The sequence below is a fragment of the Bradyrhizobium sp. USDA 4532 genome, from assembly GCF_024171315.1.
Taxonomy (GTDB): Bacteria; Pseudomonadota; Alphaproteobacteria; order Rhizobiales; family Xanthobacteraceae; genus Bradyrhizobium; species Bradyrhizobium australafricanum.
Window position 1 is genome coordinate 2,232,628 of sequence record NZ_JALJZN010000001.1, and the last position, 14,821, is coordinate 2,247,448.

Genomic DNA, 14,821 nt, shown 5'->3' on the forward strand with positions numbered 1-14,821 from the left:
GCGTAGCCGTCCGCTATCGCTCCCGCTTGTAGAGGAACGCGTTGTCCGGCTGCGGCATGCCGATGGTCTTGTAGAACCCGATCGAGTCAGGCGCCGACAACAGCAGGCACATCGATTCAGGTCCGGCGAGGCGCCGCGTTTCCGCGATCAGACGCTTGCCGATGCCATGTCCCTGGTATCCGCGATCGACCGCAAGGTCCGACAAATAGCAGCAATAGGCGAAATCGGTCAGCGCGCGCGACACGCCGACCAGCTTGCCCGCCTTCCGCGCCGTCACGATCAGATTCGCATTGGCGATCATGCGCTCCATCCGGTCGGTATCCGCCAGCGGTCGCCGCTCGCCGAGGCCCGACTGCCGCAGCACCTCGATGAACTCATCGACGCCGATCGACGCTTCGCGGGCATAGAGAATTTCGTCCATCAGCCTAAACCTCTGTTGCAACGAGCCGGACCACACGCGCGAGACCATGGTGGATTACGCCGGACCAATCCACCCTGCCGTGATGGCACACATACGACTGGTCCTCCGTCGGCAGCTGCAGCCGGCTATCTCGTCGGGATTTGAGAGGATGATCACGCCACCGAGGCGGATTGGCTGGGGAACCTGGATTCGAACCAAGACAAACAGAGTCAGAGTCTGTTGTGCTACCGTTACACCATTCCCCAAGAATCGTCCGTGGTATCAATAGCTTAGCTGGATGACTGGACATCTCGGTGCAGCGGGTTCGCCTGCCAAATCAGCGCCCGCGCGAGAGCGACCTTCTACCCGCTTGGTCCCACGCTTGGCAAGCATTGTTGGCGGAGCGGGCGCGAAAATCGCAAGTCGGGACGCCACCGACCCGACCGGTGCGAGCCACACGAGTCACATTCCGGCGAGCAATTCCAGCAGCAGTTCGGGTCAGGCCGCCAACACGGCTCCAACACCAAATCCGGCGGTGCCGAACCCAATCGCGCCGATCCAGCCGTGGCACCCAAATCCCAGCACGCCGATCACGGTTGCCATTCCAACCACCGAAACCGTCCAGGTTACCTGAACCACGACAACGAGCGTCTTGATCATTGGTCTCACGCACAATCGCTTGTTGGAGTAACCGCCCTAACGACGGCACCCGCGGCGCCTTCGCGCGGACGTCGCGACCGTTCTCTCTGGTTGGTGCGGCTCACCGGCGGGCCGTTCACACACCTCCCTCGAAGTTGATCGCCCACAGACCGCCGAACATCAGCGCCAAGCGTGGGGACGCAGGCCTTAGCGCGGGACATCGGCGCAAGGCATGTCATCTGACGTGTCATGCTTACGCATGCACCGCCCGTTCGTGGAAAAGGTCGAGCCGCGTCTCGTGAACGCCTTGCCGGCCCGACCTCAGTACAGCCCGCCCGTCCCTGACCGCATCACGGCCCGATCGGCGTCCGGCGAAATGCCCTGCTGGGTGCCGTCGATCACGTCGGTGCCGGCGACCATCCCGGGATCATTGAACGGCGGCGCCTGGCCCGGCTTGAAGGCCTCGAGCACCACGCCCCGGTTCTGGCCGGGCACAGCGCGCTGGCCAGTCTTGGCATCGACCAGGACCAGCCGGATGCCGACCGGCTGCTTGAACGGGGTGGCGGGCTTGTCGGCCAGCGCGAGCTTCAGGAAGTCGCGCGCGATCGGCGCCGCGGTATGGCCGGCCTGCGCGTTGCGGCCGAGCGAGCGCGGCTTGTCGTAGCCGACATAGAGACCGACCACGAGGTCCGGCGAAAAGCCGACGAACCAGAGATCCTTGGCCTCGTTCGAGGTGCCGGTCTTGCCGGCGAGCGGCTTGCCGACGTCCTTCAGCGCGGTGCCGGTACCGGCCTGAATCACGCCCTCCATCAGCGAGGTGATCTGGTAGGCGGACATCGCGTCAAGCACCCGCTCGCGGCGGTCGACGAGCTGCGGCTCCGGCTGGTTCTTCCAGCCCTCCGGTGCGTCGCAGCCGCGGCATTCGCGCTGATCGTGCTTGAAGATGGTGTGGCCGTAGCGGTCCTGGATGCGGTCGATCAAGGTCGGCTTCACGCGGACGCCGCCATTGGCGATCATCGAATAGGCCGTGGCCATCCGCATCACCGTGGTTTCGCCGGCGCCGAGCGCGTAGGCGAGATAGTTCGGCAACTCGTCATAGACGCCGAAGCGCTTTGCATATTCGCCGATCAGCGGCATGCCGATTTCCTGCGCCAGCCGCACGGTCACCGTGTTGAGCGAGAGCCGCAGCGCGTTGCGCAGCGTCACCTGGCCCTGATACTTGCCGGTGGAGAAGTTTTCGGGCCGCCAGATGTTGCCCTGCCCCTGGTCGATCTCGATCGGCGCGTCGATCATCATGGTCGATCCGGTGTAGCCGTTGTCGAGCGCCGACGAATAGACGATCGGCTTGAAGGTCGAGCCGGGCTGCCGATAGGCCTGCGTCGCGCGGTTGAACTGGCTCTGGTCGAACGAGAAGCCGCCGACCATCGCCAGCACGCGGCCGGTGTGCGGATCCATCGCCACCATCGCACCCGACAGCTCAGGGATCTGTCGCAGCCGGTACTGGCCTTCGACGCGCTGGCCGTCCTTGCTGAAGAGCGGGTCGGCGTAGATCACGTCGCCTGGCTGCAGCACCTGCGCCACCGATGTCGGCGTCTTGCCCTTGCTCTTGGCCCAGCGCGCGCCGTCCATCGTGATGATGCCGGTCTCGCGCTGCTTGCTGATGGCGCCGCCGAGCTCGCGGCCCGGCTGGAAGCCGATCCGTGCCGACTGGTCGTTGCTCTCCAGCACCACCGCCATTCGCCACGGCGAGATGTCGGACAGCGATTTGATCTCGGCGAGCGGCACGCCCCAGTCACTGGTCAGGTCGAGCCTTTGGATCGCACCGCGATAGCCCTGCTGCTCGTCATAGTTCACGAGCCCAGCCACCATGGCCTTGCGCGCCATCACCTGGACCTTGGGGTCGAGCGTGGTGCGCACCGACAGGCCGCCCTCATAGAGCTTCTTCTCGCCATAGCGCTCGAAGATGTCGCGGCGGACTTCTTCCGAGAAATATTCGCCGGCGAAGGTGTGCGCGCCATTGCTGCGGTTGGTGACGGTCAGCGGCTCCTTGCGCGCCTTGTCGGCGTCGGCCGCGGTGATCCAGCCGTTCTCCTGCAGGCGGTCGATCACGTAGTTGCGGCGCTCGACGGCGCGCGCGCGGTTGCGCACCGGATGCAGGCTGGCCGGCATTTTCGGCAGCGCCGCCAGATAGGCCGCTTCCGCGACCGTCAGCTCATTGACGGACTTGTCGAAATACACCAGCGAGGCCGCCGCGATGCCGTAGGCGCCAAGGCCGAGATAGATTTCGTTGAGATAGAGCTCGAGGATCTTGTCCTTGGAGTAAGCCCGCTCGATTCGCATCGCCAGCAAGGCTTCCTTGATCTTGCGGGTGAACGACACCTCGTTGGTCAAAAGGAAGTTCTTGGCGACCTGCTGGGTGATCGTCGAGGCGCCCTGCGGCCGCCGGTTGGAACCGAAGTTCTGGATGTAGGCGACACCGGCGCGCGCCATGCCGGTGTAGTCGACGCCGCCATGCTCGTAGAAATTCTTGTCCTCGGCGGCGAGGAACGCGTTGATCACGAGCTTCGGCACCGCCTGGATCGGCAGATAAAGCCTGCGCTCCTTGGCGTATTCGCCGAGCAGCGAGCCGTCGGCCGCGTGCACGCGGGTCATCACCGGCGGCTCGTAGTTCTGGAGCTGCGAATACTCGGGCAGGTCCTTGGAGAAATGCCAGAACAGCCCTGCGACCGCGGCCAGACCAGCCAGGAACAGGATGGTGCCTGCGGTGAACAGGAACCCGAAGAACCGCAACAGAAATTTCATCGACCAGATTTCCGTGGCGAATACGTCGCTCGTTCTGAGCGCGCTGCGTGCCACTTAGGCCGCCCGGTATATCGGTCGCTCCATGGACCTGCAATTCAACACCGGAGAATTAAAGCAAGCCAGGCGTCAAACTTATGCCATAGAGCCCGGCTCGCGCCCGCAGCCAAATCGGCAGACCTCGCCGACTGGCGGTGCCCGCGGGGCTGCATCGATCTCCGCTGCAGCGCTGCGCGGTTCGCGCGCCGCGCCTGATAGCGCTGCGGTCCCGATACGCTTGCGCGGAGAGCACGTTACGAAAGAAAAGCGCGGGCCGGACGGATCGATTCCCCGATCCGGCCAACGATTTGGGTGCTGCGACATCAGAAACCGGTGGACAGCGCCGGCGCGCCAATCACATTAAGGATTTGTTAACTATAACTACCGCAAGTTGTTGGTATACACCGACTCGCGACGGGCTGATTTGGATGGCACTGCGCGGATTTAAACGGCCATTTACGGCCGACCCTAACGTTCTTGGATTTCCAAGACCACCCGCATCGGCCATGGGCACAGAAGCCTTGGACCTCGTCTATCAGGCGGCGGATTTGTTCCGCAGCATCGAGGACAGGGCCCGCGCCGGCGAAGCGCGCGCCGAGGCCGCCGAACAGGCGCAGCTCGAAATCATTGCCGCAACCGAGCGCAAATTGAGGGATGCGTCGCGGGCGCTTGAGGAAGCCCGACGGCGCATCGAGTCCCAACAGGAGCAACTCGATGCGGCCGAATTCCGCGCCCAGGCCGCCGAAGCCGAGGCGCGCGAAGCCAAGCAATCCCTGGCTCTGATCGAAGACGCGATCCGCCAGCGCTTGCTGCTGACCGGCGGGCAAAAGGACGGCAGGTCGACCGCCGTCGCCTGACCGCAGCGCGGTTCAATTGGAGCGGCAGCCCGCACGAGCGGAGCGACATGCGGAGCTCAACAAGACCCGGATATCGCTTCGCTCATCCGGGCTACGGATTGTCGCTAGCCGTCACGATCAATAGCCCGCGGCGAGCCCCGAATTGCGCCGCGGGTCGTTCGCGCCATAGAAGCGGTTGTTGCCGACCGGCTTGCCGCCCAGCGACGGCGCGCCGATGATGATCACCGCGAGGTGGTTGGCCGGATGCGGCGGGCCGAATTTGTGGCCCATGCCCTCCAGGATCTTCCGCGTATCCGGCGACAGCGTGTAGTCCTCGAGGTTGGTCACCTCGGGAAGCCACTGCTGGTGGAAGCGCGGCATGTCCACGGCCTCCTGCGCGTTCATGCCATAGTCGATCGCGTTGATCATCGTCAGCAGCACGGCGGTGATGATGCGGCTGCCGCCCGGGGTGCCCATCACGATGACCGGCTTGCCGTCCCTGGAGACGATGGTCGGACTCATTGAGGACAGCGGACGCTTGCCGGGGACGATCGCGTTGGCCTCCCCCTGCACCAGCCCATACAGGTTCGGCACGCCGATCTTGGCGGTGAAGTCGTCCATCTCGTCATTGAGCAGCACGCCGGTCCTGGCCGCCGTCACCTTGGCACCGAACCAGTCGTTCAGCGTGTAGGTGACCGACACCGCATTGCCGTCCTTGTCGGCAATCGAATAGTGCGTGGTGTTGCTGCCCTCATGCGGCGGAACGCCGGGCTTGATGTCCCTGGACACACCGGCCTTGGCCGGGTCGATCGCGGCACGGATCTTCGCGGCGTAGGTCTTGTCGAGCAGGCGCTCGAGCGGATTTTTCACGAAGTCCGGATCGCCGAGATAGCTGTTGCGATCGACGTAAGCGTGGCGCATCGCCTCGATCTGGTAGTGCACCGCCTGCGCCGAGTGGTAGCCGAGCTCCTGCAGCGGATAGCCCTCGAGGATGTTGAGCATCTCGCAGATCACCACACCGCCCGAACTGGGCGGCGGCGCCGAGACCACGTGGTAACCGCGATAGTCACATTCGACCGGCGCCAGCTCGCGAACCCTGTAGTTGTCCAGATCCTCCTGCGTCAGCAGTCCCTTGCCGGCCTGGCTCGCGGCGACGATCGCAGCACCAACCCAGCCCTTGTAGAAGCCATCACTGCCGCGCTTGCTGATCTCGCGCAGCGTCTCGGCGAGCTCATGCTGCGTCAGGCGTTCGCCGACCTGGAACGGCTTGCCGTTGTTGAGGAAGATCGCGGCCGAGGCCGGATCGTCCTGAAAGTCCTTGGTCGAGGTCTGCAGCATGCTGACGTCGCCCTGGTCGAGCACGAAACCATCCTCCGCCAGTTGCAGCGCCGGCGCGATGACGTCAGCGCGCTTCATTGTGCCGTATTTCTCGCGCGCATACTCCATCCCGGCCACCGAGCCCGGTACGCCGACAGCGAGATGCCCCTTGGTCGAAAGGCCGGGGATAACGTTGCCGTCCTTGTCGAGATACATGTCGGCTGTGGCGCCTTTCGGCGCGGTCTCGCGGAAATCCAGGAAGGTCTTGCGGCCGTCGGCGAACTGGATGGTCATGAACCCGCCGCCACCGAGATTGCCGGCGGCGGGATAGGCCACCGCAAGCGCGTAACCAACGGCGACCGCCGCATCGACCGCATTGCCGCCCCGCTTCAACACCTCAACGCCGACCTGGGTCGCGAGATGCTGCGCGGAGACCACCATGCCGTTCTCGGCGGCGGCCGGCGCAACCGAGGCTGCGCGACCGGGCGCAGCCGACGCGATGCTGATCGAGACGAGCGCGGCGACCATCCATCGCGCGCGTGCCGTTGGATTTTGCATAAAAGTCTCCCCGGAGAATGCCGGCCTGTCGCGGCTTGCGGTGCTATCTCAACGCGTACATCTAGCAGGCCGCACGCGCGCACACTATAGGCCCGCGCGGTCCCCGCCGCCTGCCCGCAGCCGGCTGTGCCGTCTGCCATAGGCCGCATAGATCACAAGCCCGATCACGAGCCACACTGCGAGCCTGATCCAGGTGTCGAGCGGCAGGCCGAACATCAGGAACAGCGAGGTTGCAGCGGCGGCGGGGGCCACCAGCCAGATCGCCGGCGCCTTGAACGGACGCGGCAATTCCGGGTCGCGCACGCGCAGCACCAGCGTGCCGATCGAGACCACCGTGAACGCGAACAGCGTGCCGATCGAGACCAGTTCGCCGACCAGCCCGATCGGCAACAGCCCACCGAGAAGAGCGGCCACGGTGCCGGCGAAGATGGTCGAGACATAGGGGGTCTGGAAGCGCGGATGGATCTTAGCGGCAAAGCCCGGCAGCAATCCGTCATGCGCCATGGCGCGAAAGATCCGCGGTTGCGCCAGCAGCATAATGAGGATCACCGATGTCAATCCGAACAGGATGCCGAGCTTGATGAACGGACCGAGCCAGCCGATACCGATCGCATCGATGCCGACCGCGATCGGATCGGGCACGCTGAGCCGGTCATAGGGCACGATGCCGGTCAGCACGAATCCGACCGCGACATAGAGCGCGGCGCAGATCACGAGCGAGCCGAGAATGCCGATCGGCATGTCGCGCTCCGGCGCCTTCGCCTCCTGCGCCGCGGTCGAGATCGCGTCGAAGCCGATATAGGCGAAGAACACCACTGCCGCGCCGCGGACCACGCCGGACCAGCCGAACACGCCAGGACCGGCATTCGGCGGGATCAGCGCGCCCTCCGGGTTGCTCGCCGTTACCCAGTTCGCCAGGGTCACCGAGGAAGCCGCGGTAGCGAGGAACAGCGCGATCACAACGAGCTTGACCACGACGACGAAGCTGGTGAAGCGCGCGGACTCGCGAATGCCGACCACCAGCAGCGTGGTCACGAAGGCGATGATCGCCATCGCCGGGATGTTGATGACCGCACCGGTCGATGACCACGCGCCGGTGTTGACGTCGTAAGCGAGCGGCGCCGAGGTGAATTGCGGCGGCAGGTTGATGCCGATATCGCGCATCAGACTAACGAAATAGCCGGACCACCCGACCGAGACCGCGATCGCGCCGACCGCGTATTCGAGGATCAGGTCCCAGCCGATGATCCAGGCGATCAGCTCGCCGAGCGTGGCATAGGCATAGGTGTAGGCGCTGCCGCAGATCGGCACCGTCGACGACATCTCGGCGTAGCACAGGCCGGCGAAGGCGCAGGCCACCGCACCAAGCATGAAAGAGAGCGTGACCGCGGGACCGGCATTGGCGGCGGCCGCGTGGCCCGTCAGCACGAAGATGCCGGCGCCGATGATGCCGCCGATGCCGAGCGTGACCAGTTGCAACGCCGACAGCGACCGCCTGAAGATCGGCGTCTCCGCGTCGCCATCGGCCCGCGCCGCCTCCCGCAACAGGTCCGAGGTCGACTTTCGGTCCCAGAAACCGGCCAGAGCGTCTGTCACGCCGGGTGTCCTCCGCTGCTCGGGTCCGGCGGGACCCGACACGATCGGCGGACTATAACGCGCCTAACGTCCAGTCGTTCGCGCGCCGGGCGAATGCCGGCGCCCTTATCCACCGCCAAGCGCGGTGCAGGGCCTTATCGGCAGGGATGGCGGCGGCCGTCGCGGCCAAGGAAGGTGCCGGACGCCGGATCGAATGAACGGTAACGCGCGCAGGCGGAAGATGGCTCCACCGCAGGCATGGCGGCGTAGGCGTTCGCCGGATTGCCGCGGCGCTGCACGGCCTCCTGCGCCTCACCCCATGGCGTCAACGCGCCGCCGTTGATCGCGCTGCGCCCGGGATTTTGCGCGTCGAAATATGCCGGCTCCGACATCTGGGCCGCGACCGGCGTGAACGTCATTCCCACGAGCAGCACAACGGCTGCGGCTGCCCACGACCTGGTCATGCGGCCTCTCCTATCGATCAATAAACATGTGCCGGAAGACGGCCGAGCCGCCCCCAAACGGACATAGGGACGGCAATCCTCCGGGCACAGGGGCCACGACGTCACGATGCTGCGAGCCACCCGGCCGTGCCTGCCGCTCAGTGGTTGTGCACGTCGGGCCGCGGGTCGAAGACGAAGCCGTCGCGGTTCGGCATCTTGATGGCGGCCAGCGACTTGGCGTCGAGCACCGCATTGGCCGGCACGATGCCGTTCAGACTGAGGATGTAGGCGGACACCGCGTAGACGTCCTCATTGCTCAGCGACTGCGGCGCGTTCTGCGGCATCGCGCGGCGGATGTAGTCGAACAGCGTCGGGGCATAGGGCCAATAGGTGCCGACGGTGCGGATCGGTTTTGGGCTCGCCAGCGTGCCCTGTCCGCCGACCAGGCGGTCGCCGACGCCGCCCTGCCCGTTGTCGCCGTGGCACGCCGCGCATTGCTCGCTGAACACCGTGCGGCCGCGCTCGACGCTGCCGTTGCCTGGCGGCAGGTTGGAGCCGTCACGGCCGATATCGATGTTCCAGCCGGCGATCTCGGCAGGCGTCGCCGCACGCCCGATGCCAAAGCGATCCTCGGCCTGCCCGGCAGTCGCGAGCATCGCGACCGCACTCGCAAGGAACGCCGCCTTGAGCTTACGCCTGGCCATTGGTCACCTCACCATTCGCATCGATGCGCCAGGGCCAGATCGCGTTGTTGTGGTAGAACGAGTTGAGACCGCGCACCTTGACCAATTCCGCCAGCGTCGGCTGCACGTATCCGGTCTCGTCGATGGCGCGGCTCTGGATCACGGCAGGTTTGCCGTCCCAATGCCAGGGCAAGCGAAAGCGCGTGAGCGCGCGCGTCAACACCGGCTCCTGCAATTCGGCCTGCTGCCAGCTTTTGCCCTCGTCGAGCGAGACCTCGACGCTCTTGATCTTGCCGTGACCGCTCCACGCGATGCCGGTAATCTCGTGAAAGCCCTGCGCGGTCAGCTTCTGCCCGCCGGACGGCCGCGTGATGATCGACTTGGCTTCCATGTAGAAGGTGAATTCGCGCGACGTGCCGTCAGGCATCGGGTCGGTGTATTTCGAGGTCTCCTCGCGCGAATAGGCCGGCTCGGCGACGACCTTGAGCCGGCGCAGCCACTTCACGTTCATGTTGCCCTCGAAGCCGGGCAGCAACAGGCGCAGCGGGTAGCCCTGCTGCGGGCGCAGCCGCTCGCCATTCTGGCTGTAGACCAGCATGGCGTCGTCGAGGCATTTCTCGATCGGGATCGAGCGCGTCAACGCCGCGGCGTCGGCGCCTTCGGCCACGATCCATTTGGCGCCGGTCTGCAGGCCCGCTTCGTCCAACACCGTCTTGAGCGGCACGCCGGTCCATTCCGCACAGCTCAGCAGGCCGACGAGGTCGGAGGCCGTCTTGCCGTACGGCTTGGTGTAGACCGGATTGCCGGAGCACTCGAGGAAGTGGATGCGCGACTGCGACGGAAAGCGGCGGATGTCCTCCATCGTGAACACCAGCGGGCGATCGACCATGCCATGCAGCACCAGCCGGTGCTCGGCCGGGTCGATGGTCGGCACGCCGCCATGATGGCGTTCGTAGAACAAACCGTTCGGCGTGATGATGCCGTCGAGCTGCTGCAACGGCGTGCGGCCCGAAGCGGAGATGTATTGCGGCAGCGTCTTCGAGATGTTCTTGACGACAGCCTTCTCGTGAACCGACGGCGTGCCATAGGGCTGGCTTCCCATCGGGTCGCCGGGCGCTTTCATCCATTCCGGCACATTGGGCGGAAGATTATTCCCCTGTTCGGCAAGCGCGGTAGAACCGGCAACTCCCGATATGGCGGAGCCACCGGCCAGTGCTGCGCCGGCCTGAAGGAATCGCCTGCGAGACGCCTCTCGCACGCGCTTGTCCGTCGTGTGTTCGCTCATCGACGTTTTCCTCTGACGTTACCAGAGCATGATCCGGAAAAGTGCGAAGCGGTTTTCCGAAAAGATCATGCCAGGACAACAATCCAAAGCGCGATGGCGATTCATCGGGCTTTGGTGCAGCCTAACACCAAAGGGCTGAGGCGAGGCAATGCTCTATCGCGCAGAGCTGCATCGACAGCGCGTCGTGGCCGCTGCTTACCGGTCCTGACCTGCGTTGCCACTCACATCCGTTCGCCGGGCAATTGACTGGCTTGCTTCACCCACGCGGTGAACTGGGCTTCGTCGAGCTCGTCGTTCTCGTGAATGTCGAGATAGCGCGTGTGCTGCTGCTTGGACTCGCCCGGCGGCACCGGATGCAGCGACGCACCGCGAAAGAAAGCCACCTTGACGTAGCGCGTGAAGACATGGATGCCGAGGAACCAGCCGTCGCCTTCCATGCCGTAGAGCGGCGAGTTCCACTTCACCGCCTTGTGCACGCCGGGGACGGCACGCACGATGAGCGCGTCAAGCTTGCGCCCGACCTCGCGCTTCCACCCGGGCATCGCGGCGATATAGGCTTGCACCGGAGCATCGCCATAGCCTTTTGCGATCTGCGGATTGCCGCCCGCGAGCAGGCGCGGCTTTGCAGAGACACGCTTCGCGGCGCTCTTTTTCGCCCCCTTCGCCGACGTCTTTCGCGTCTTGCCAGCCATTGTGCCCGCTCTCACCGGTTCAAATTTCGCGCGGCGGAGCGTCCGCCGCCGCGAACCGGATCATATCGGTTGCGCGTCGGCGCTGTCGTCAGCGACCGCGGGTGTTCGCGGCGGCGTATCGACGCGCTCGGGCGGCCTTCGTGCGGCGGTCTCGCATCTAGTCGATCACGGGCGGGGTGCCGTGGGTGTGAAACGACTCGATCGTCTTCAACCCCCACGCCTGTCCCTTCCTGCGCTCTTCCTCGGTCCACACGATCGGCTTCCAGTCCGGCGCAAGGATCAGGCGTGCGCCGGCGTTGGCGACCTCGACGCGGTTGCCGCCGGGTTCATAGACATAGAGGAAGAAGGTCTGCTGGATCGCGTGCTTGTGCGGCCCGGTCTCGATATGCACCCCGTGCTCGAGAAAAATATCCGCAGCACGCAGGATCTCCTCGCGGCTGTCGAGCGCGTAGGTAACATGGTGAAGCCGGCCGCGCTTGCCGTAATGGTCGCGCGTATAGGCGAAGTCGTAGCTCTTGTTCGACATCGTCATCCACATCGCGGCTTCCGTGCCGTCGTTGAGCACGATCTGCTCGGTGGTGCGGCAGCCGAGGTAGTTTTCGAAGAACAGACGGTTGGCCTTGATATCGACCGCGAGGCAATTGAGATGGTCGAGCCGCCGCACATTGACGCCGCGCGCCGGAAAGCGCTGCGCCTGGTTTTTCAGCGCGGGCTTCAGCTCGGCCGGCGCCTCGTACCACTCGGTCTCGTAATAGAGCTCGATGACATGGCCGTCGGGATCGCGGCAGCGGAATGCCGGCCCCTGCCCCATGTCACCGTCGATCCAGCCGATATCGAAGCTCGAGCCCTTCAGCGCGGCAACGCGGCGTTCGAGCGCCTGCGGGCTGCGCGCCCGCAGCGCCATGTGCTCCATCCCCGAAGTCTTCGACGCCGTCAGCTTCAGCGAATAGCGCTCGTAATCGTCCCAGCCGCGCAGATAGACCGACTTGCCCTTGCGGCCGCTGACGGTCATGCCCATGACGTCGACAAAGAATTTCAGGCTCTCGTCCGGCTTCGGCGTCAAAAGCTCCATGTGCCCGAGATGCGCGAGATCGAAGATCGGTTCCGGCTGCATGGACGGTCTCCCTCCGCGACGACGCCGGATCGACGACTTGCGGTTGGACAGGTGAGCGGCGCGCCGATTTGTACTAGTGTACAAATGATTAGGTCCCGTCAACAAATTACTGGCGACGGCAATTGCGCTCGCAGGGCATTCCATGGCCGGAATCACCTCGTGAAAGCGGTCAAAGATGCGTCAGGCGACCGAGACAGCCTTCTCGTGATCCGACGACAGGAGCTTGCGGATTTCAGCCGATGACACAGGCCGGCTGAACAGATAGCCCTGCATCTCGGTGCAGCCGAGGATGCGCAGCAGGTTGCGCTGCTGCTCGGTCTCGACGCCCTCCGCGGTCGTGGTCATGTCGCTGGCAGCGGCGATGTTGACGACGGCCTGGACGATCGTGGACGACGCGCCGGTCCCGGCGAGATCCTTGATGAAGGCGCGATCGATCTTGATCTTGTCGAAGGGGAAGCGCTGCAGATAGCTCAGCGAGGAATAGCCGGTGCCGAAATCGTCGAGCGCGATACGGACGCCGAGTTCGCGCAGCTGATGCAGGATATCGAGCGCAGCCTCGTCGTCGCGGATCAGCACCGCCTCGGTGATCTCGAGCTCGAGCCGCGAAGGTGCCAGACCTGTCGCGGCGAGCGCGGCGGCGACGTTGAGTGCCAGCGTCTGGCTCTTGAACTGGATCGGAGACACGTTGACCGCGACATGAACATGCTCCGGCCAGTTCATCGCCTCGCGGCACGCGGTGTTGAGCACCCAGTGACCGAGATCGTTGATCAGGCCGGTGTCCTCGGCGATCGGGATGAAATCCGCCGGCGAGATGGTGCCGCGTTCGGGATGACGCCAGCGCACCAGCGCCTCGCAGCAACTGACCTGCCCCTCCTCGAGATGGAGCAGCGGCTGATAGTGCAGCTCGAAGCTGCCGTCGGCGATCGCCTGGCGCAGCTCGAGCTCGAGGCTGCGCCGCGCCTTGGCGCGTGCATCCATGCCGGTCTCGAAGAACCGGTAGGTGCGGCGGCCGTCGCTCTTGGCCCCGTAGAGCGCGAGGTCGGCATTGCGCAGCAATTGATCGATGTCGAGGCCGTCGGCGGGCGCAACGGCGATGCCGATGCTGGCATCGGTGGTGATCAGATGCCCGCTGCAGTCGATCGGCCGGCGGATCGACTGATAGATCGCAGCGAGGAGCTGCATGGTCTCGGTCTGATCGCGGACGGTGGTCTGGATCACGGCAAACTCGTCGCCGCCGAGCCGCGCCGCGACGTCGGTGTCCCCAACGCAGCCGCGCAGGCGGTCGGCGATCGCCCTGAGCAATTCGTCGCCGATCTGATGGCCGAGCGCGTCGTTGACGGCCTTGAACTCGTCGATGTCGATATACATGACCGCGAGCTGCTGATCCGGCCGGATCGCCTTCAGCGCCCGCTCCAGGCGTTCGCGGAACAGCACGCGGTTCGGCAGGTCGGTCAGCGCATCATAATGCGCCATGTGGGCGATCTTGTTCTCGGTGCGCGCACGCTCGGTGACATCCTGGATGGTCGCCACCCAGCCGCCTTCCGGCAGCGGCTTGTTGACGATCTCGATCGCGCGCCCGCCCGGCGCCTGCGTCAGCTGACGCGTGGCGCGGCCAAGCTTCACGTTGCCGATGATGGCGTCGCAGAAGTCGTCGACATCGCCGTCGAACGAGCCCGTCTCCTGTCTATGCGCAATCAGCCGGTGCATCGTGCAGCCGGGCTTGGCGACGTCGGGCGAAAGCCCGAACATCTCGATGTAGGGGCGGTTGCAGATGATGATGCGCGCCGATGCATCGTAGAGCACGAGGCCCTGCGGAATGTTGTTCACGGCGGTCATGAGATTGCGACGTTCGCTGGCGAGCCGCTCGTCGGAGATTTCGTGCCGCTTGAGCAACAGGAAGACGATCACGGCCATGATCGCGAATGCCGCCATCAGCAGGCCTTCGCGCTCACTCCATTGCGCGGTCGCGCTTCCGAGCAGGCTGCCGACCAACAGGCCGGCACAGAACGCCAGCCCCTTGGTCGAGCCAGCATCGGCATTTCCTGACGATGAATTGCGGTGTTCGATGCGCACGCTGATCTCTCCCAGGGCGCGGCATCGTTACGCAGCACAAATGGAAAGGTCGTTACAACTCGCAGTTAGCAATCGGTTACGCGATACCGGGCGACAGGGTATGACAAATCACGCCCAATGCCCCGTAAACCTACGGAGCTGCCGATGCACTCCTCAGAGATGGTGAATCCCGCCTTAACGGAAAAACCGAGAAACAAACGCGGCTGTGCCGGAAAGCGACGATTCCGCCGCCGATGCGCGCGACAGCGCGTAATCTCCCGGTACGATAGAAACAAATCGTCACCGGGAAGGTGTAGATTTAGCCGATGCGGAACCCCGGCGATTTAACGGTTTTTCCAATCCCGGGCGGGCATATTGGTCCGGACATT

General features: G+C 64.8%; 12 protein-coding genes and 1 tRNA gene. 1 reads left to right on the top strand and 12 read right to left on the bottom strand.

Going from position 1 to position 14,821, the window contains the following annotated elements:
• Positions 1-13 precede the first annotated feature (13 nt).
• From J2R76_RS10825 to J2R76_RS10840, 4 genes are all read right to left on the bottom strand, one after another.
• Entirely contained in the window at positions 14-421 is a 408-nt protein-coding gene (locus tag J2R76_RS10825) for a GNAT family N-acetyltransferase (RefSeq protein WP_018271115.1), read from the bottom strand.
• 171 nt (positions 422-592) lie between these two features.
• Positions 593-666: transfer RNA gene (locus J2R76_RS10830), tRNA-Gln, on the bottom strand.
• 232 nt (positions 667-898) lie between these two features.
• Positions 899-1,060, bottom strand: a complete 162-nt coding sequence (locus J2R76_RS10835; protein ID WP_158074173.1) for a hypothetical protein — start codon at positions 1,058-1,060, stop codon at positions 899-901.
• A gap of 300 nt (positions 1,061-1,360) precedes the next feature.
• Complete coding sequence (locus tag J2R76_RS10840; protein WP_076826508.1) at positions 1,361-3,841, bottom strand: penicillin-binding protein 1A; 2,481 nt, start codon at positions 3,839-3,841, stop codon at positions 1,361-1,363.
• 464 nt (positions 3,842-4,305) lie between these two features.
• On the opposite strand from J2R76_RS10840, the gene J2R76_RS10845 reads away from it, so the two are divergent.
• A complete protein-coding gene (locus J2R76_RS10845; protein WP_253623948.1) occupies positions 4,306-4,734 on the top strand; it encodes a hypothetical protein in 429 nt (142 codons plus the stop codon).
• 117 nt (positions 4,735-4,851) lie between these two features.
• Here the strand turns inward: J2R76_RS10845 and ggt are convergent, their stop codons facing one another.
• From ggt to J2R76_RS10885, 8 genes are all read right to left on the bottom strand, one after another.
• A complete protein-coding gene (gene ggt, locus J2R76_RS10850; RefSeq protein ID WP_076826505.1) occupies positions 4,852-6,588 on the bottom strand; it encodes a gamma-glutamyltransferase in 1,737 nt (578 codons plus the stop codon).
• 84 nt (positions 6,589-6,672) lie between these two features.
• Complete coding sequence (locus J2R76_RS10855) at positions 6,673-8,172, bottom strand: amino acid permease (protein ID WP_076826739.1); 1,500 nt, start codon at positions 8,170-8,172, stop codon at positions 6,673-6,675.
• Between the two features lie 146 nt (positions 8,173-8,318).
• Complete coding sequence (locus J2R76_RS10860) at positions 8,319-8,627, bottom strand: BA14K family protein (protein WP_083714943.1); 309 nt, start codon at positions 8,625-8,627, stop codon at positions 8,319-8,321.
• A 137-nt stretch (positions 8,628-8,764) separates the two neighbouring features.
• A complete protein-coding gene (locus J2R76_RS10865) occupies positions 8,765-9,262 on the bottom strand; it encodes a c-type cytochrome (RefSeq protein WP_076826737.1) in 498 nt (165 codons plus the stop codon).
• 34 nt (positions 9,263-9,296) lie between these two features.
• Positions 9,297-10,574, bottom strand: a complete 1,278-nt coding sequence (soxC, locus tag J2R76_RS10870) for a sulfite dehydrogenase (RefSeq protein ID WP_076826503.1) — start codon at positions 10,572-10,574, stop codon at positions 9,297-9,299.
• 221 nt (positions 10,575-10,795) lie between these two features.
• Entirely contained in the window at positions 10,796-11,266 is a 471-nt protein-coding gene (locus J2R76_RS10875; RefSeq protein WP_076826501.1) for a DUF1801 domain-containing protein, read from the bottom strand.
• Positions 11,267-11,423: 157 nt separating this feature from the next.
• Positions 11,424-12,380 (bottom strand): catechol 2,3-dioxygenase, encoded by a 957-nt coding sequence (locus tag J2R76_RS10880; protein ID WP_076826499.1) that lies wholly within the window; start codon positions 12,378-12,380, stop codon positions 11,424-11,426.
• Between the two features lie 180 nt (positions 12,381-12,560).
• Positions 12,561-14,453: a bifunctional diguanylate cyclase/phosphodiesterase gene (locus tag J2R76_RS10885; protein ID WP_076826498.1), complete on the bottom strand. Its 1,893-nt coding sequence runs from the start codon at positions 14,451-14,453 to the stop codon at positions 12,561-12,563.
• Positions 14,454-14,821 lie beyond the last annotated feature (368 nt).

Coding starts and splice junctions, on each gene's coding strand:
- J2R76_RS10825 (WP_018271115.1), bottom strand. CDS start 421: ATGGACGAAATTCTCTATGCCCGCGAAGCGTCGATCGGCGTCGATGAG.
- J2R76_RS10835 (WP_158074173.1), bottom strand. CDS start 1,060: ATGATCAAGACGCTCGTTGTCGTGGTTCAGGTAACCTGGACGGTTTCG.
- J2R76_RS10840 (WP_076826508.1), bottom strand. CDS start 3,841: ATGAAATTTCTGTTGCGGTTCTTCGGGTTCCTGTTCACCGCAGGCACC.
- J2R76_RS10845 (WP_253623948.1), top strand. CDS start 4,306: ATGGCACTGCGCGGATTTAAACGGCCATTTACGGCCGACCCTAACGTT.
- ggt (WP_076826505.1), bottom strand. CDS start 6,588: ATGCAAAATCCAACGGCACGCGCGCGATGGATGGTCGCCGCGCTCGTC.
- J2R76_RS10860 (WP_083714943.1), bottom strand. CDS start 8,627: ATGACCAGGTCGTGGGCAGCCGCAGCCGTTGTGCTGCTCGTGGGAATG.
- J2R76_RS10865 (WP_076826737.1), bottom strand. CDS start 9,262: ATGCTCGCGACTGCCGGGCAGGCCGAGGATCGCTTTGGCATCGGGCGT.
- soxC (WP_076826503.1), bottom strand. CDS start 10,574: ATGAGCGAACACACGACGGACAAGCGCGTGCGAGAGGCGTCTCGCAGG.
- J2R76_RS10875 (WP_076826501.1), bottom strand. CDS start 11,266: ATGGCTGGCAAGACGCGAAAGACGTCGGCGAAGGGGGCGAAAAAGAGC.
- J2R76_RS10880 (WP_076826499.1), bottom strand. CDS start 12,380: ATGCAGCCGGAACCGATCTTCGATCTCGCGCATCTCGGGCACATGGAG.